17 protein-coding genes are annotated in these 18354 nt (G+C 49.0%); 3 read left to right on the forward strand and 14 right to left on the reverse strand.

Annotation, left to right across the window (positions count from 1 at the left end; translation table 11 throughout):
* Positions 1-135 precede the first annotated feature (135 nt).
* A complete protein-coding gene (locus SD10_RS25400) occupies positions 136-1200 on the reverse strand; it encodes a TerC/Alx family metal homeostasis membrane protein (RefSeq protein ID WP_046577861.1) in 1065 nt (354 codons plus the stop codon).
* Between the two features lie 142 nt (positions 1201-1342).
* On the opposite strand from SD10_RS25400, the gene SD10_RS25405 reads away from it, so the two are divergent.
* A complete protein-coding gene (locus tag SD10_RS25405) occupies positions 1343-2086 on the forward strand; it encodes a glycosyltransferase family 2 protein (protein WP_046577863.1) in 744 nt (247 codons plus the stop codon).
* Positions 2087-2171: 85 nt separating this feature from the next.
* On the opposite strand, the gene lpdA is transcribed toward SD10_RS25405, so the two are convergent.
* Complete coding sequence (gene lpdA / locus SD10_RS25410) at positions 2172-3572, reverse strand: dihydrolipoyl dehydrogenase (protein WP_046577865.1); 1401 nt, start codon at positions 3570-3572, stop codon at positions 2172-2174.
* A 254-nt stretch (positions 3573-3826) separates the two neighbouring features.
* On the opposite strand from lpdA, the gene prfB reads away from it, so the two are divergent.
* Both prfB and SD10_RS25420 read left to right on the forward strand, forming a co-directional pair.
* A protein-coding gene (gene prfB / locus SD10_RS25415) for a peptide chain release factor 2 (RefSeq protein WP_148562510.1) occupies positions 3827-4904 on the forward strand; the annotation gives its coding sequence in 2 pieces (ribosomal slippage) (positions 3827-3886 and positions 3888-4904; 1077 coding nt in all).
* Positions 4905-5107: 203 nt separating this feature from the next.
* Positions 5108-5740 carry an SGNH/GDSL hydrolase family protein gene (locus tag SD10_RS25420; RefSeq protein ID WP_046580151.1) on the forward strand — a complete coding sequence of 211 codons (633 nt, stop codon included), beginning with the start codon at positions 5108-5110 and terminating at the stop codon, positions 5738-5740.
* A gap of 1 nt (position 5741) precedes the next feature.
* Here the strand turns inward: SD10_RS25420 and SD10_RS25425 are convergent, their stop codons facing one another.
* From SD10_RS25425 to SD10_RS25480, 12 genes are all read right to left on the reverse strand, one after another.
* Positions 5742-6440: a DUF2306 domain-containing protein gene (locus tag SD10_RS25425; RefSeq protein ID WP_046580153.1), complete on the reverse strand. Its 699-nt coding sequence runs from the start codon at positions 6438-6440 to the stop codon at positions 5742-5744.
* Positions 6441-6576: 136 nt separating this feature from the next.
* A complete protein-coding gene (locus SD10_RS25430; protein ID WP_046577869.1) occupies positions 6577-7473 on the reverse strand; it encodes a LytR/AlgR family response regulator transcription factor in 897 nt (298 codons plus the stop codon).
* Between the two features lie 18 nt (positions 7474-7491).
* Positions 7492-8115: a rhomboid family intramembrane serine protease gene (locus SD10_RS25435; RefSeq protein ID WP_046577871.1), complete on the reverse strand. Its 624-nt coding sequence runs from the start codon at positions 8113-8115 to the stop codon at positions 7492-7494.
* A 94-nt stretch (positions 8116-8209) separates the two neighbouring features.
* Positions 8210-9181, reverse strand: a complete 972-nt coding sequence (locus SD10_RS25440; RefSeq protein ID WP_046577873.1) for a polyprenyl synthetase family protein — start codon at positions 9179-9181, stop codon at positions 8210-8212.
* 51 nt (positions 9182-9232) lie between these two features.
* Positions 9233-10057, reverse strand: coding sequence for a hypothetical protein (locus tag SD10_RS25445; protein ID WP_227699068.1), 825 nt, complete (start codon positions 10055-10057; stop codon positions 9233-9235).
* A gap of 69 nt (positions 10058-10126) precedes the next feature.
* The gene (locus tag SD10_RS25450) at positions 10127-10561 is read right to left on the reverse strand and encodes a nucleoside deaminase (RefSeq protein WP_046577875.1); all 435 of its coding nucleotides are present in this window, start codon (positions 10559-10561) and stop codon (positions 10127-10129) included.
* Between the two features lie 117 nt (positions 10562-10678).
* Positions 10679-11359 (reverse strand): NUDIX hydrolase, encoded by a 681-nt coding sequence (locus SD10_RS25455; RefSeq protein WP_046577882.1) that lies wholly within the window; start codon positions 11357-11359, stop codon positions 10679-10681.
* A gap of 95 nt (positions 11360-11454) precedes the next feature.
* Positions 11455-12114 (reverse strand): hypothetical protein, encoded by a 660-nt coding sequence (locus SD10_RS25460; protein ID WP_046577885.1) that lies wholly within the window; start codon positions 12112-12114, stop codon positions 11455-11457.
* 265 nt (positions 12115-12379) lie between these two features.
* Positions 12380-13057, reverse strand: a complete 678-nt coding sequence (locus SD10_RS25465; protein WP_046577887.1) for a hypothetical protein — start codon at positions 13055-13057, stop codon at positions 12380-12382.
* A gap of 232 nt (positions 13058-13289) precedes the next feature.
* Positions 13290-15497: a S9 family peptidase gene (locus SD10_RS25470; RefSeq protein WP_046577890.1), complete on the reverse strand. Its 2208-nt coding sequence runs from the start codon at positions 15495-15497 to the stop codon at positions 13290-13292.
* 10 nt (positions 15498-15507) lie between these two features.
* Entirely contained in the window at positions 15508-16032 is a 525-nt protein-coding gene (locus SD10_RS25475) for a DinB family protein (protein ID WP_046577891.1), read from the reverse strand.
* A gap of 95 nt (positions 16033-16127) precedes the next feature.
* On the reverse strand, positions 16128-18284 hold the full coding sequence (locus SD10_RS25480) for a S46 family peptidase (RefSeq protein WP_046577893.1): 2157 nt from the start codon (positions 18282-18284) through the stop codon (positions 16128-16130).
* Positions 18285-18354: the final 70 nt, after the last annotated feature.

Below are 18354 nucleotides of genomic sequence, written 5' to 3' on the forward strand. Positions count from 1 at the left end.
CGTTTATCAGGCGGAAAGTATGCGCCAGGGCCATTTACTATAGTCATTCAGCACGTATCACCGGTCGTGACTATAGAAAAAGCCATTAAAGCATCTACTTCAATGGCTTTCCCTTCAGGTTCTTCACTTGAATTCTTATCCCTCCGTTGTTTTCTTCTCGGGTATGAGCCAGGAGGCCAGCACACTGACTGTCAGAATGCCAACAATAATGTATAGCGAATAGACAGGTTTGAAACCGTGATCAGCCAGCCAGTGCTCGGCCAGCATTTTGGCGCCGATGAACGTAAGCAATACGGCTAATCCTACTTTCAGGAAGCGGAACTGACTCATAATGCTGGATAAAAAGAAGAACATAGACCGAAGTCCCATGATGGCAAAAACGTTCGAGAAAAATACAATGTAAGGGTCTTTCGTAATCGAGAAAATAGCTGGAATGGAATCAACCGCAAACACGAGGTCCGTGAACGAGATAACGATAACGATCAAAAATAGGGGCGTCACAAATAATTTATGATCCGACTTCCGGCGGACGAAGAAATTATCGGTAACATTTCGATGGTAGACATTCAGGTATTTACTGGCAAAACGCACCACAGGATGGGTAGCGGGCTCAATCTTCTCGTCTTCTTCTTTCTGAAAAAATAGCTGAATACCTGTATACACCAGGAATGCCCCAAACAGATACATGATCCATTCGAACCGCTGAATAAGAGCCGACCCCAGGAAAATAAAAATAAATCGCAGGACAATAGCGCCCAGAATTCCCCAAACCAGGATTTTTTTATAGTAGCGCTGCCGAACACCAAAGGAGTTGAATATCAGGATGAATACAAATATATTGTCGGCCGAAAGTGAATACTCAACCAGATAACCGGTAATATACTCCAAAGACATGTTGGCCTGAAAACGGGCCAAACTAGCGGCAAAGTTGCCGGGAATTAGCTCAACGTGTTCGGCATACTTATTGCGAACTTCTTCAAGCCGGGCCATGTCGGTAATGCCATGCACAAGGTAGCCAAAGCGTTGCAGGAAGAAGTAAAAGGCAACCGATAAGGCAACCCAGATCGCGCTCCAGATAGCCGCTTCTTTGAACTGTACGACGTGGCTTTTTTGCTTGGAAAATATACCTAGATCAAAGGCCATGATGATCAGGACGAATGCCGCAAACGCCAGAAAAAACAAAGTTTCGTTGGAAAGCATACAAAAACGGCGGATAGAAAATCAATTATCTATCGCTCCAAAAGATGAGAAAACTTTACAAATCTACGCCCAATCCGTTGAAGCTGTGGGCTTCTTGGGGTAAATAATTGGCATATTCACAACAACCCATTAGTTTTGGCCTATGTTTAATGGCAAAAAAGTTATTGTAGTAATGCCCGCCTACCGGGCAGCTCTGACATTAGGGCGTACTTATCAGGAAATTCCGTTTGATCTTGTAGATGATGTTATTCTGGTCGACGATGCCAGTCCCGACAATACGGTTGAGGTAGCCAAGCAATTAGGCATTCGTCATGTCATCCGCCACGATAAAAACAAGGGCTACGGCGGTAATCAAAAAACATGTTACGCAAAAGCCATGGAACTCGGGGCCGACATCGTTGTGATGCTCCACCCCGACTATCAGTATACGCCTTTATTGCTCCCCGCTATCATTTCCATCATTGGTAACGGCCTATATCCCGTGGTATTTGCTTCCCGGATTTTAGGTAAAGGCGCGTTGAAAGGGGGCATGCCTATGTATAAATACATTGCCAACCGTTTTCTGACGTTCACCCAAAACCTGCTGATGAATCAGAAGCTCTCTGAATACCATACGGGTTATCGGGCTTTCTCGGGCGATGTATTACGCAGTCTGGACTTCACGCACAACTCCGACGACTTCATCTTCGACAACGAAATGGTTGCCCAGATTTTCTTTAAAGGTTACGAGATCGGAGAAGTTACCTGCCCGACCAAGTATTTTGAGGAAGCATCGTCGATCAACTTCAAACGCAGTTCAATTTACGGTCTGGGCGTTCTGCGAACCTCCGCGCTTTATTTCCTGACGAAAATTGGATTGGCAAACTGGAAAGTACTCAAAAAATAAATTTTTACTATTTTCATAAAAAACGCCAGCTACAAACGGAATCCGTTTAGGGCTGGCGTTTTTTATATTCGCTCGTATCTAAAGCTTACAGGTGAATGGCTTCGCCATAGGCCGCTTCGGTAGCATCCTTGATAGCCTCCGACATGGTTGGGTGCGGGTGAACCGTTTTCAGGATTTCTTCGCCCGTCGTTTCCAGTTTACGGGCGGCTACGACCTCAGCAATCATTTCGGTTACGTTCGTGCCGATGAAATGAGCGCCCAGAAATTCACCGTATTTAGCATCAAAAATAACTTTGACGAAGCCTTCGGGTGCACCAGCCGCTTTGGCTTTTCCTGATGCCGAGAAAGGGAATTTACCCACTTTGAGCTCGTATCCGGCTTCACGGGCAGCTTTTTCGGTATAGCCCACCGATGCAATTTCGGGGGTGCAATAGGTACAGCCCGGAATGTTGTTGTAATTCAGGGGTTCAACATGAGGCAGACCGGCAATCTTCTCGATGCAGATAATCGCTTCGGCTGAGGCTACGTGTGCCAGCGCCTGCCCTTTCGTTACGTCACCAATGGCGTAGTAACCTTCAACGTTGGTGCGGTAATAATCATCGGTCACGATCTTACCCCGATCAACAGTTATGCCTAGCTCTTCGAGCCCAATATTTTCGATATTAGCCACAATACCCGCTGCCGACAGTACAATGTCCACATCAAAGGTTTTCTCACCGTCTGGTGTCTTTACGAACACCTTACAACCATTACCACTGGTATCGACTTTCGTTACTTCCGACCTGGTGTAAATGTCGATGCCCAGTTTCTTATACTGTTTGGCCAGTTCTTTGGAGATTTCTTCATCTTCAATCGGGACAACGGTTGGCAGAAACTCAACTATGGTCACTTTTGTCCCCATGCTGGCATACACATAAGCAAACTCGACCCCAATAGCCCCGGAACCGATCACCAGAAGGCTATCGGGCCGTTTTTCGAGAGACATAGCCTTGCGGTATTCAATGACTTTGTTGCCATCGATGGGCACATTCGGTAACTGACGGGCGCGGCTTCCTGTAGCAATGACGATGTGTTTTGCTTCGTATTCGGTCACCTTACCATCGGCAGCCGTAACGGCTACTTTTTTGCCGGGTATCACTTTACCGACGCCATTGATCACGTCGATTTTGTTCTTTTTCATCAGAAACTGAACACCCTTGCTCATGCTGTCGGCAACACCCCGGCTCCGTTTGATAACGGCGCCGAAATCGGCCTGCGATTCGCCCGAAATGGTAATCCCATAATCGGCAGAGTGCTTTATATAGTCAAAAACCTGCGCCGATTTCAGCAGGGCTTTGGTTGGGATACAGCCCCAGTTCAAACAGATACCGCCCAGGCTTTCGCGCTCGATAACGGCTGTTTTCATACCCAACTGCGACGCCCGGATAGCAGCTACATAGCCGCCCGGTCCGCTACCCACAACGATTACATCGTACTGTGAAGCCATTAGTTAATGAATGAATTTGTAGAATGAATAAATAAACTCGTCTCAAGAGGAGAACGCAAAGGTAGGCTGAAAAGTTGATACCCGAAGTAAACCCGTACCCCGCCTTGTTTTGTTCTATCTTTGTGGTTTAGAGTTGTTCCACTGAGAAGCGCAGAGACTCGCAGAGGTATTTTTTAATTTTTCGCTGTAAGTCTCTGCGCTTCTCAGTGTATCTCGGTGTAACAATTTATTTTTCAAACAAGTACGACAAGTTCATGACAACCGACCAGTTGACCGACTTGAGAGCCAGAGTAGAGGCCCTGAGGGGGTATCTTTGACTACGATAACAAGAAAGAACAATTAGCTGAGCTGGAGCAGCAAACCTTCCAGCCCGAATTCTGGAACGACGCGGCCCGTGCCGAAGGCGTTATGAAGCAGGTTCGAACGCTGAAAGGCTGGACAACGAGCTATGAGAAACTGAACAGCCAGTTCGGTGATCTCGAAACCCTTTTTGAGTTCTACGAAGCGGGCGACGTATCTGAGGAAGAGGTCGATCAGGAAGGCCGGAACGTGGCTACAACGCTCGAAGACCTGGAACTCAAAAAGATGCTTGGCAACGAGGAAGATCAACTCAGTGCGGTTCTCGAAATCAATGCCGGAGCGGGTGGTACCGAAAGCCAGGACTGGGCCGATATGCTTTATCGCATGTACATGCGCTGGGCCGAAAAACATGGTTACGGTCTGAAACAGGTTGATTACCAGGATGGCGATACGGCAGGTATCAAATCAGCAACGATTGAAGTGGATGGCCCATTGGCCTACGGATTTTTGAAGTCCGAGAACGGCGTTCACCGGCTGGTGCGCATCTCGCCTTTCGATTCCAACGCCCGTCGACACACGTCCTTTGCCTCCGTATATGCCTATCCACTGGTCGACGATACCATCGAGATTGACGTAAATCCGGCTGATATTGAGTGGGACACGTTCCGGTCAGGCGGTGCGGGTGGCCAGAATGTAAACAAGGTTGAAACGGCGGTGCGGTTGAGACACAAGCCATCGGGCCTGATCATCGAATGCCAGCAGGAACGTAGCCAGCTACAAAATAAAGAAGTTGCGATGCGGCTTCTGAAATCGAAACTCTACGAAATTGAAGTTCAGAAACGAAACGCAGCCCGCGCGGAAGTAGAGGCCAGCAAACAGAAAATTGAGTGGGGTTCCCAGATCCGCTCTTACGTTCTCGATGATCGACGCGTAAAAGACCACCGGACGGGTTATCAGACTTCGAATACCGAAGCGGTGCTGGATGGCGATATAGATCCATTTATCAAGGCATTCTTGCTGGAGCAGGAATAATTCTGAATGGCGACCCGGCAGATTTTATTGATTACCGTGATTTCTAAGCTAAATCCAGTTCTTGACTAGAAGCGTTTATTGTTAATGATCAATAACGCACCCACGAAATCATGGTAATCAATAAAATCACAAAAATCTGCCAGGTCGCCGTCGCGATTCTGACTTTCTCACTAGCCTGCACGTCGCGCCCAACCGAGCCGGACATGATTATAAACCCTGACGCAGCTAAGTCCGAGTATACTTTTTTATCGCTTGGCGATTCATACACAATTGGTGAACGGGTTTCTGAAACTGACCGATGGAGTGTTCAGTTGGCCGGGCTGCTGCGAAAAGACAATGTAGATGTCGGTAACCCTGACATTATTGCCCGCACTGGCTGGACAACTGCCGAATTACAGGAGGCCATCAAGGCCAGTGGTAACCAGAAAACCTATAACCTTGTCTCGCTGCTCATCGGCGTCAACAACCAGTATCGGGGGCAAAGTCAGGATCAGTACCGGACGGAGTTTCGGGAGTTGCTGCAAACGGCGACAAAATTTGCGGCCGGAAAAACCAACCGCGTTTTTGTCTTGTCTATCCCCGATTGGGGCGTTTCGCCTTTTGCGGCTGGTGGAGATAAAGCCCGAGTGTCTCGTGAGATTGATCAGTTTAATGCCATCGCGCAGGATGAATGTCAGAAAGCGGGCATTGTCTATGTCGATATTACGCCCCTTAGCCGTTCAGCGGCTGGCGATGATAGCCAGTTTGCCTCGGATGGCCTACATTATTCGGGCAAGCAGATGAAACAGTGGGCCGAAAAAGCGCTACCCGTTGCAAAGGAACTGTTGAAAAAGTAGCCTATGCAAGAGTTGGTGCCTTCGAGCCGCTGTACTTCTGTTTATAGAACCGCGCTGTCCGGCTGATAATCAGTCCACCAATAACGCTGGGTGCAATCCAGCCAATAGTTGCTGCCCAATCGGGTGCATTGGCGGGTATCATCCGGTCCATATTCGTTACCAGAGCAGCCGTGAACGTTGCAATGTACGAACCGCCCATGCGGGTAAAGTGCTGGAAAAACCAGTGCATCTTTTCGGTAGGGCGCGCCATCTGCCGAACATCTTTCATGGCAAAAACGCCCGTTAGCACACCGAAGAATGAGAAGACGATGGGGAAGAATGCCCCTCCATTTACCAGCATCAGGTAAATTCCGAAGCTGATCATGAGTCCGCTGACGACTAGAGTCAGGTAAGTGAGCAGTTTATCAAACTGCGTAGGGCCCGACTTTTTCTGCTTCGTAGCCCGCCAGCCAGTCATACAGAGGTAAAAGCTGAAGACCGCAATGCCGGTCAAAAATACCCGCATCATTCTGAACGGCTGTAGACCACATAACAATAAAGCCGTAACCGCTACAGTAATCATGCAGTAGACATAAATCAATCCGGCGCGGTTATGCAACAGGCTACCCTTTTTGGAGAACATAGGAATCAGGCCCACCAGCAAGGCGATGCAGCCGGTAGCGATATGGGTAATAAGCAGGGAAATGATGAGCGTTTTCATGGCCGTTGCCGGGTTTGTTTTTCGTTGAGACAAACGTACGGCAAGCAGATAGCCCACAGCAAATAAATGGGCCAGATAGCACGGTTTGGGGCGTTTGGCAAACAAAACCGGGCATTGGGACGAATGGTGGGCTATTCTACAAAGCCTTTAGCTCCGCAATAATCGTCTCGTTGTATTGGCGAGCTACGGGCACTACAGACTGCCCGCCACCTAAATGAAGTTTGTAGCCCTGTGCATTGCCCGTTATGCGCTCGACCCGGTCAAGGTTGACAACATACGAACGATGACACCGGACGATGTGCGGGTTACCTATCTGTTTTTCCAACCGACTTAGGCTACTGCGTAAAAGCGGTTTTACGGCCTGCGCGTTTTTCAGGTGAACGATCGTACAATAGTTATCGCTGGATTCGATATACAGCAGATCGTCGGACATTACCGTTAAGGTATCCTTTTCGTTATCGGCAATGAGCGTCACCGTCTTCCCGGCAAGTTGCGCGGATGGAGCAGTGGGCACTTCGGCGGGTGGTACGCTGTCGGCTCCCTGGGCATGGATTGGGATGGTAGCGGCTGCGTTGCTGTATTTTTTGAGTTGAGTGATGTAGCTCAATAAAACCAGGCCGACGACTGGAAAAAAACCAACCAGGAATGTAACGAGAATCATGCCTCCCCAACTGATCGAACTTACCTCTTTCGAATCTAAAAGCCAGGCCAGGTACAATCGGTTTGCCAGCGCAATCAATAGGATATTTGCCATGACGAGCGTTATCTCGCGACCCACAGTCCAGCGCTCTTCAGCAAATAATCGGGGGGTTACTCTCGGCAGTAAAACGAAATTGACCGATGTGATGACAAACGTAACCAGACCGAAACCCAGAATTTTGATAGCCTTGCTGCTGGTTTCCCAACTATTCAGCCCAAACGGTTGGAAGACCAACAAAAACAGGCCCACAAATAAGCCAATTAGAGCCGCCTTGCGAAGCTGCCGGACAGACGAGTCATCTAATGGGTAAGGTTGGTTGAGAAGCCCAAACATGGTCGTTGTGCACCTGAATTAAAACGGTCGCCATCCGGCTATCTGCTCAATAAAGCTGGGGATTACGGCTGGGTAAATGACAATCATAAACAACACCCCGAACAAGGCTCCATAAAAGTGGGCATCGTGGTTAATGTGGCTCCCCCCCCGCCGGGATTCATAATAGGAATAAGCTAAGTACAAAGCGCCAAAGATGAACCCAGGAATACCAATCGGAATAAAGTAAAGATAAATAGGGGTTAAGGGACGAAAAAGAATAGCAGCAAAAATAATGGCCGACACGCCCCCCGAGGCACCCAATGAGTTATAACCGGGATCATAGCGGTGTTTGAGAAAACTTGGAATGTCAGAAACCAAAATAGCCACCAGGTAAAACCCGATCAGGAAAACTGGCGCATTATTGTTGAATAGCAAACCAAATACTTGTTCAATAAAGCCACCAAAGAAATAGAGGCTAAGCATGTTGAAAAACAGATGTCCCCAATCGGCATGCAGGAAGCCCGATGTGATCAGCCGGTAATACTGCCCACGGCTTGCGACTTGGTATGGATTCATAATCCATCGGTCCATCAGGCTGTAGTTGTTCCAGGCGGCTACACTAATGATAACCGTAACAACAATGATAATCAGGGTAATACTCATAGTACGATGTAAGACGTATAATAGATGATGTATGATATAGGATGTATAACTTTAGATTACCATACAGCCTATATCGTATACCATACATCTCTTTCTAGCTCTCCCGTTCAACGAGTTGACGGGCAAATTGAATAAGTAACGTTTTGCGACTAGAATCGGCGTCAATCTGGTCGAAGTTAGCAAATCCAAGAGCGAAGTATTCATTGATCCGGGATTCAGTCAGCTCTCGAATGCCTAACTGGTCATAAATTGCCGTGACAGCCTGTACTTTCTCAGGTTTACTGAACTCGGTCCGGGTCAGCCAGTCGATTAGCTCGTCACGAATGGTTCCTTTGGCCTGAGCTAGTGCTTCGATCAGCAGAAACGTCTTTTTGTTAGCGATAATATCCCCGCCAACTTGTTTGCCAAATTTGACCGGGTCGCCATAAACATCCAGTAGATCATCTTTCAACTGAAAGCCGATGCCAATGTTCACGCCACCGCTGTACAAATGCTGGGTCGTTTCGTCGTCGGCGCCCCCAATCAATCCGCCCAATTCAAGCGCATAGCCGAGCAGAACCGATGTTTTAAGGCGAATCATCTCGATATACTCGGCTTCTGAAACATCCCATCGGGTCTCGAAATTCATATCTAGCTGCTGACCTTCACAAACCTCGGCCGCCGTACGACTAAAGCGAGCCAGTGCAGGCGCTAGTTTAGCGGCTTCTACATTCAATAGGAGTTGGTAGGCGTTGACGAGCATCACATCGCCCGACAGAATGGCCACATTACCATTCCATTTTTCATGCACCGTTAGCTGACCCCGGCGCAAAGGAGCCTGATCCATAATGTCATCGTGCATGAGCGTAAAGTTGTGAAACACCTCTACGCCCAAGGCAGGCCGGATAGCTTTCTGCCAGTCATCGGTAAACAAATAAGCCCCCATCAAGGTCAGTAATGGGCGCATTCGTTTACCGCCCAAATTCATAATGTACCGGATGGGATCGTAAAGTTCAGGCGGATTCTGCCCGTATTGAATAGACTGAAGTTCGTTGTGAAGGGCATCAATAAAAATAGCTGGATTCATTCGGCAAGGCGAGGGTTTTACGCCAAAAATACAGCAAAAGCCCCCAAAAGCCTAACGATGGAATATCCGGCGGTAATTCCGCTGCAAGGGTGTTATGAGAACGTAAACAAGCCGGGCCGACACAATTAGATAACCGTCGCGCCGATTACTGTTCCCTCGTTGTGCACCCGGCGGATTAAGCCCTTGCCCCAGTTCAGCCCGTCGATCCGACAGGGCAACCGCCAGAACGCTCCTATTTCTTTGATCAGGGTACACGGTACTTACATCATCCAGATAATCGCTCAGTACGTGCGTGTAAGTAGCCTCCAGATTCCACTTGAATCGCTCGCCAGCGGTAATCGGCACACCTAGTCCGTAGCGTATAATCATCGGCCAGCGATTGTAGGCTATCGCTTCAGTCTGCAAAGGAGCCAAACTAACGGACCGGCCGCCATAATTGGCCTTGGGCGTCATGTGAGTAAGGCCCACACCTGCCAGCACGTAGGGGATTATAACATGGTTGCGGTCATCTTCCGGCCAGAAATCCCACTGCGCACCCGCCCAGACATCAGGATTTACACTAAAAAAGGACAGGTTATTGTAAGCAAGGTGCGTATTTTTCTGACTTCCCCTAATGTAATAAATCTGGCCCTCGGCCCGAAGCGTCAGATGGGGGGAGTAGCGGTAAGCAACTGCCGCACTGACCGCTACACCCAGCCGCAAGTGGCCAAAATTACCTGCTTCGGTCAAATCGCCTAAATAATAAGTAGCCCCCAACCCGACGTTCATGAGCCAGGTACCTGGTTTTTCCCGCCAAATTACAGAACGCTGGGCCAGACAGTCGGCAAAACTGCCAAGGGAGGAAGCCAGAAAGAAAAAACGCCACAGAAGCTTCACAAAATCAGTTGATTAAGGAGAGGCTATGTGACGTTCTTGGCAAAGAAAGGTAACTAATTTAGTAATCTTCTATAATTCGCCAATATCTTCATGCCAAAGGGTTGGTTTCTCGGCAATAAACTGATTCATCATATCGACGCATTCGGGCAGATCGAGGTCAATCACTTCAACGCCATGTTGCTCCATAAATTCCCTTGCGCCCGGAAACGTCCGGGATTCACCGACGATCACTTTAGGAATCTTGAACTGCACAATTGTCCCGGCGCACATGTAGCAGGGCATCAGCGTTGAATAGATGACGGTATTCCGAAAGGAGCCAACGCGCCCCGCATTGTTCAGGCAATCCATCTCCCCGTGTAGAATGGGATTGTTTTCCTGCACACGCTTGTTGTGCCCCGACGCCACCAGCTCACCGTTTTTGATCAGCGCAGACCCAATGGGAATACCGCCTTCGCTCAAACTTTTCCGGGCCTGATTGATGGCCTCCTGCATAAATTCATCCATACTAGTTGGGTTTGTGTATAGGGTAGTTGGTTTGAGGTATACGGTTTACGGTGGACTCCCTCATGCTGACGCCTGTGCACCGTTCTGATCGGTATAGCGAATACCCAAAACCGTAAATCACAACAATTTCATTGTTTCGTAATCGCCAACATGTTGCAGGTACAGAAAATGAAGCAATAGCCCATTTACGTTCGTGATCAGTTTATGGGCTTCGGGCAGGGTAGCCACAACGCTCGTAATGCGCTCGTGCTCGAACTGATTTCCCATATTTTTAAGGTGAAACTTCATAATATCATCACGGGTCATTTCCTTTTCGATATAGAAAAAGTGCATACCTTCGTCGCTGGTGCCTGTGCTGGGATGCCACACCCTGGCATTTAATTTAGTTAGCTCAGCGGCCGTAACGGTGAGGCCGATTTCCTCCTCCAATTCGCGGGCCGCCACTTCGTCGGGGGCATCGCTGGCATCGACCATACCCGCTGGATGTTCGTAGGTTTGTGAGCCATCGGCAATGCGCCGTTGCTTCACCAGAACCACAAATTTCTCCCGCGTTTCTTTATCCAGTAAACACACCAGCATACAAACAGCATGGCCTTTCAGAAAGAGCGCGGGCGGAATTTTATCCCCTTCGGGGGTGTCGGCGTCTACCTCAAGCATGGCAAACAGCACCTCGCCATTGTGCCGACGACGAATATAAAAATCGTTTACAGCGTTAATTTTTAACCCATTAGCTTCAGCCTGGCTTTTCCAGTACCGAAACTTGGGCGCTTCGTCAAGTGATTCTTTGTGATTGCTCATAGATCAAGTATACAAAAAATTACGTCTTTAATCTGACAAACAGCATCAGATTAAAGACGTAACGAGGCACTTATCGGGATGGTTACGTGCTTTCCCTAGTTCATTTTCAGCTTAAAGCTACCGTTTGTGATCACAATCTGGTCTTGTTTATCCTGTTTTTTGTAGCCGTTTCCTTCGGGGTCAATGGTCGAATCATAGCCGGACGTTTTTGTAATAGCCTTGTCTTCCATTTTGCTGACCAGTCGGCCCATACCGCCAAAAACGGTTGCGGTAGCTTTCTCCTTCCAGTAGTTGCCCACTAGGGTAGTACTGAAGGTGGCTTCGAGATACCCATCGGCTCCCATTTTTACTTCGATTGTTTCGTCGGCGTTTTGCGATTTGCCCGTATGGTATTCCATGCGGGGTTCCCGGGTTTCTTCCACGTACTTTATGGCCGCCAAGCCTTTATACTTGGTCAAATCCTCCACCTTTTTGCGGTTCTCTTTGGTGTCTGGCTTGTCGGCATCGACAACCAGATACGTACCTGTTTCGAGAATATCGCCTTTATTGTAAGCGCTCAGCCATATTCTCAGCGACTTATCAGGCTTGACCGTATTGGCCGTGATCCACCAGAAATTACCAATTCTGATCCGTCGTGGCTGTGTCGAAAATTCTTTACCGTCAATCTGGGCTTTCAGCGTGTTGCTGTTGGCAATTTGCCCGAAGGTGGTCGTCGTGACGAAAAGTAGAGCGAGTAAAATGTGCTGTTTGTTCATTGGATTGAGTTGACCTGTTTTTGACTAAAGACAAATTAACCCAATCCACTAATTGCCAAATCGTTTCTTTTAGTTTGCGGCAAGTTTTCAGACAAACGTATCTATATTAGTTACCACTTCCAGTCAGGGACAGCCATCAACTAGAACGATAAAGCCTTGATAGATGAGCAAAAATCCCATTTGCCTGACCAGCTCTTGACATAGTTTTATGAATACCCTTTCACTTGTAACGTTTCGATACACCTCGAAATCAGAGATTGAGTTACTATTTGGAGTAGTGGTCGATGTAAATTTTACTGACTTTACTCCTCTGAAAATGGACTTGAATCTGATCCATCTGGTTTTGGCCGGTCGAGTACCCAAAGTACCATTGTGGAGATAGACTCATAACTTCATCATACTTGGTAGACAGGTTTTTGGTCAGTAAGGAGATGTATTCAAACTTGTTAGTATAACGGTCTATATTACGCACATTAATTAGTTTATCATACAAGTCTGAGACAGCATCACCCACCCGCACCGATGAGCTAGCTTTTTGCTTTTCAGGCCATTGACTAAGCTGTTGACCACTGTTTAGATAGATACTTTTAACGGTTTGGCCCTCGATGGTAATCTGTACACCGGTGTCAGTACCTGGCCTTTGATCAAGTAGAATGTACTGATAAAGGGGTAATTGCTCTTTCAAGGGAGACAGATCGGCAAATACGTTGCTAACTATGTTCAGATAGGCAACACCCTTGGTTGTGCGAAGGGCTTGAATTTTGGGATAAGCAGTGGCTGCCTCTTCACCAATTGCTATGTCCAGATAAGCCCCCGTCTTGACACTATCTCGGACGATCCGGTACGGTTCAGGCTCAGGCCCCACCGTTGTAGGTTCAATTGATACCTTGGATTGGCAGCTCCAAATGAGTAATAAGGCCAGCAACGATCCAATATATTTCATAGTCATATGGTTTTTTACTGAACTGACCTAAACTAAGATGATAGGGTTGGAACTTCACTGTTATGTAAATGCAATTATGTTCAGCTAAGCCATAAAACAGTGGCTGAAACGCGTTCAAAAAGAACGATAAACCGTTGCTAGACAAGCCAAAAGCTTATTAATACTAATTTACACTTCTCCGGTTGACCCCGTCCGGACTAGTTGACACCTGGGGCAACCGGAGAGGTCCTCCCTACTTCTGGGTCAGCGCCTGCGCATCAGCCCCTACATACCGCTCAAAGAATTCATAAATGCGCAGGATGCGGTCGATTCGCTGCCGCACATTCCCCGACCGGCTCAGTTCGTGCGTGGCACCGGGCATCCGAACATATTCAACCGGCCGACCCAGAATTTTGAGGCTTTTGTACATCATCTCGCTTTGAATCGGCCCTGTTCGAAGGTCATTTTCACCGTGCTTGATCAACAGCGGAGTTTTGATATTCTGAACAAAGGTGTACGGCGAATTTGCATCGAGTACTTTAGCATCAGCCGACCAGGGATAGGCAAAGTAGTTCGGGATAAGCCGCCACGCATTGCCTTCGCCCAGAAACGTAGTCAAGTCATAAACGCCCCGCTGGGCAAAAGCTGCCTTGAATCGGTTGTCGTGACTAACAATCCAGGCGGTAAGGTAACCGGCGTAGGAGCCGCCCGTAATTACCTGCCGACTGGTATCTACCCATTTCTCTTTCGCGGCATCAGTCACGGCCGCCAGCACATCTTCAGTGGGGCCGGTTCCCCAGTCTTTGATATTTGCCCGCTGGAAATTGAGGCCGTATCCACCCGATCCACGAGGGTTGGCATACACGACGCCATAGCCTTGTGAACACATATACTGAAACTCATGCCACATAGACGGCTCGCCGGGTCCCCACATGGCCGTCGGGCCACCATGCATGTTGAGCAGAAGTGGGTACTTTTTAGAAGCGTCAAAAAAAGCGGGTTTCATAATCCAGTAATCAACCGTCTGACCCAACGAATTTTTATACGTCCGTTTTTCTGGCGTACTGAGTTGACGCTGGGCTACCCAATCGTTGTGGTTGCTCAGTTTCGTCTGGGTTTTGGCCGAAGCGTCTGTCAGGTACAATTCCGACGGATTAGCGACTTCCGTTCTGGCCAGCACCACCCGATTACCATTTACATCGAAGCTGGTAACGCCCTGTGTAAAATCTGTTAGCTGAGTAACCTGCCGTGTGGCCGGATCGAGTCGATAAAGGGGCGATCCGCCATTGGCCGGGGCGGTAAAATAAATCGTGTAGCCTGCGGTCCCTTTCTTACCTTTTGCCGAAGTAGGGGCTGTCGCCCAGCTCAACGCGTTTGCTGCCCGGTCGAAGGTGACGAGTTCAATGCCCGATACACTTGTACCGGCTAACGTTGCCAAGCCGATTTGAGCGAAATTGACCCCTTCTGACGGGCTAACCAAAAATGCCAGTTGCTTGCCATCGGGGGAGATTTCGGGGGAGCGATAACTCTTGCCGGCTTCGGCCAGGACAACTTTCCGCGTACCGGTTCCATCGGCGGGCACATAAACAATCGCGTTATCCTGTTCCCGATCCGGGTGTTTCAATGAATCCCGATCCGTAACGACCAGCAATCCCTGACCCGTTGGCAACCAGTTAGCGCCCTGATACGATGAAAAACCACGGGTGAGGGGCTTTGGCGTTGCACCTTCCATGACGTCCACAACATACAAATGAGTGAAGTTGAGTTCGGGCTCCGTCGTCGATTCGCCCTGAAAGTTCAGTCGATTGATGACTTTCGCTTTTTTGTCTTCGACATCTTTTTCCAGATAAGCCCGTACTTCGGCCAGCGATCCATCGGGATTGGGCTTTACTTTCTTGTCTTTCTTAATGAAATCATTGGTTGAAAAACCCGGCTTTTCGAGCGACCAGAGTGGCGCGTTTTTAGCGGGATTCACCAACGAGTCCGTTAGCACCTGGTTCATCGTCAGGCCCGCCGTAAACGCAATACGCTTGCCATCGGGCGACCAAAGTGGCGAAGAAGCACTATACGTACTGTTCGTTAACTGCCAGGCTTCGCCCCCATCGAGCGACATAACAAAAATCTGTCCCTTCCCCTTCACCGACCGCACAAAAGCAATCCGCTGCCCATCGGGCGACCATACGGCCTGCCGGGCTGACTCGGAGCCGCGGGTCAATGCTTTGCCGTCACCGGGTTTCAGACCGGTTAGATAAATGTGTGTTTTGTATTCGTACTCTTCTTTCTGATCGGGATTCGGCTCTATAGTGGCGAGCGCATACACGGCCCGCTGTCCATCAGGAGCCAGTTCGATACCACCAACCTGTTTGATTCGAGTCAAATCCGTGGCCGTAACTTTGGCTTTCGTTTGGGCAAAAACGGTCTGTGCCGTAAGGGCAATCAGGACGATAAAGGTTGCTTTCATGACCTGTTGATTAAGCTAGAAGAGGGAGATAACGTTCATTGATCACATTCACATGGTGCGTAGCATGGCCAACCAGCACAAACCCGAGGGCCAATACTGAAATTTTCTGATCTGAACAGGTACCGGTCCGCAGGAGCATCTCCTCGTCGAAACTACTAAACAACGCAATATTCGACTTTCTGACAGCAGTATATTCGTCGTACAGATCAGGAATGGTACGTCGGGAGCCCATGGCCATTTCACCAAATTTTTCTTCATCAAAACCAGGTAGTGGCGTCTGGTCATTTCGGGACAACCGCATGGCCCGATAGCTCATAATCCGCTCGGTATCAATAATGTGCTGCAAAATATCTTTTACCGTCCATTTGCCGGGAGCATACCGTAGATCACCAAGTCGTTCGAGCGTTTGGGCCGGTATAAGGTCTTCAAACGAAGCACCCTGGGTGAGCGCGTCAAGCAGTAGCCAGTCATTCCCGGCCAGATTGATGTACCGATCAAAGAACTTCGGCATCACCGGAATTTCAGATTTGGTCATAGTCAGGTTGTGTAGAGTCAAAAAACAAACTCCCCGAAAGTACTGAACTTTCGGGGAGTTTGTGCGGCTCGCTGATCTGAGACCACTATAATTGACTACTTTTTTGCTGTTTTGGGCTTAGCTACGGGCACATTACCGGTTGCCCCTGTTAGCTCGCTAACCAGCCGATCCGCTTTGTAAATGTAGCGCATGGCGGCAATGATGCCGCCCGTGTGGACCGAAATGGTCCGGTTGGCATCGGGTACGAAGATAAACTCGCCTGGTAAGCTCTCCATGTTGCCGTCGAAAGCGAGGCCTACAGCTTCCAGGTTTTTGTTGATCATCGGGCTGCCGGAGTTGCCCCCAATGATGTCATTGGTGGAAATAAAGCACATCGGCTGTTTTAACAACTCCATTGGCGGATTTTTCCAGCGGGTGGGCAAATTCCAGGGAGCCTTGTCGGCAAACGAGTAATTGCGGTCGTACAAACCGGCAAAGGTGGTCAATATAGGTGCCTTCGTGCCATTATAGTTGTACGATTGAACCACGCCATCGTTGATGCGCAGGGAGAACGTTGCATCTGGCGGAACAGCCGTGCCATATACATCATACAACATCCGACCTAGTTGACCACGCAGCACTTCCTGTTTTTGCGTGATCTGACGGGCCTGGCGACCAGCAGCTATATACCGGGGGAAGCCAATACGCGCCAGTGCCAACATTGGGTCTTTCGAGACGGCAGCCGCGCCGGGCCGTGTGGCCAATTCACTCACAAAAGCGGGATCGGTCAGTTTAGTGTTTTTTACCAGGTAAGCCGCTGTCTCTTTTGGGGTTCGAAGTTTACCATCAGCGCCGGTGAGCGCGGCTTTTACATACGGGTCGTCGTTGCCCAGAGCCGCCTGTGCTTCGGCCAGATGGGCTGCCAGATAGGCATCTTCCAACGCCCTGTTTTTAACAACCGGTGGCTCCATCAGGGAGCGTGCGCGTTCGGCATCCTGCGGACGAGTAGCCAGCAACTCGCTGTATTGGCTCACGACGTTAGCAAAGGTTAACAGTTCACCCATCGTTCGCTCGCTGGGGGCGAGGTAGTTAGCGTCTTTGAAAATAGACCGAAGCTGAGCCGTATTCGCGGCAATATCATCCCAGGTTTTGAGTTGATCGGTGGGTAAGTTTTTCGCTTTGGCAGCCGCTTTAAACTGCTCCTCAAAAACCGACTTACGGGCCATTAAACCCGTATCGCGCAACCCATCGAGCTGCCCATCATACGCTTTCAGACTGTTTTCATAGCTAAAAATCTCATTCAGTACACTGTCGCTTTTTGCCGTTTCATTATATGCCTGCAAGGCTGCCGAGCGGTTGCGAAGGAGTTGAATTGTGGCCGGTGTTTGTAGATCCCGATCGAATTCAAGTTCGGCAACGGTCTTCAGTCGTTCGGTATGGCCCGGATTACCGATTACAAAAATAGGCTCTCCATCACGAACACCATTGGTGTTAAACCTGAAGAAGTGCGTTGTTTTGAGCGGCTTTCCCTCATCGTATACCCGGAAAAACGAACAGTCGAGCGCGTAGCGTGGGTAGGTGAAGTTATCGTAATCGCCCCCAAAAAAGCCAAGTTGTAACTCAGGCATGAACACCAGCCGCACATCGGTATACCGCTTGAATCCATACAGCGCGTAACGACCGCCGTTGTAGAAGGTAATGGTCTGCAATTCCAGCCCTTTCCATCCCTCTTTAGTGCCATATTCTTGCTTTATGGCCGCAAACGCCTGTTCGCGGGCCTGCAACTGGGCTTGTTCTGAAGTTGCGCTGCCCATAGCATCCTGAACGCGCTTAGTGATGTCATCGATTTCCACCAGTTGATCCACAAACAAGCCATCGACCTTACGCTCTTCAGCGGGTGTTTTGGCAAAAAAACCGGTGGCGTTCAAATCTTCACCTTTGCGCGTTACACCCGTTCCTGATTCGCGGGCGCAGTGGTGATTGGTCATAACCAGGCCATTGGCCGACACAAACGAAGCTGAACAGTAATCGGCAAACCGCAGTGAGGCCAGCCGGGCTTCGTCGAACCACTTTTCATCAGCCGTGAACTTATAGGTCTTCTGAAAAAAGGCCGAGGGTGGATTGTCGAAGGTCCACATCTTGCCCAAGTCAAGTGGGCCGCCTTTGCTGGAATCGACTCCGGTTATAGGCGTATTTTGGGCTAAAGCCGAACCAGCCAGTAAGGCAACACCCAGAATGGCTAGCTGAGCAGAACGAAATTTCATATACTTCATTGATTGAATCAATACTATGTGCTAGAACGTGAATTTAACTCAAACGTTTCGACTATTTCGGCACGTCTTT

It is taken from the genome of Spirosoma radiotolerans (genome assembly GCF_000974425.1).
Lineage (GTDB): Bacteria > Bacteroidota > Bacteroidia > Cytophagales > Spirosomataceae > Spirosoma > Spirosoma radiotolerans.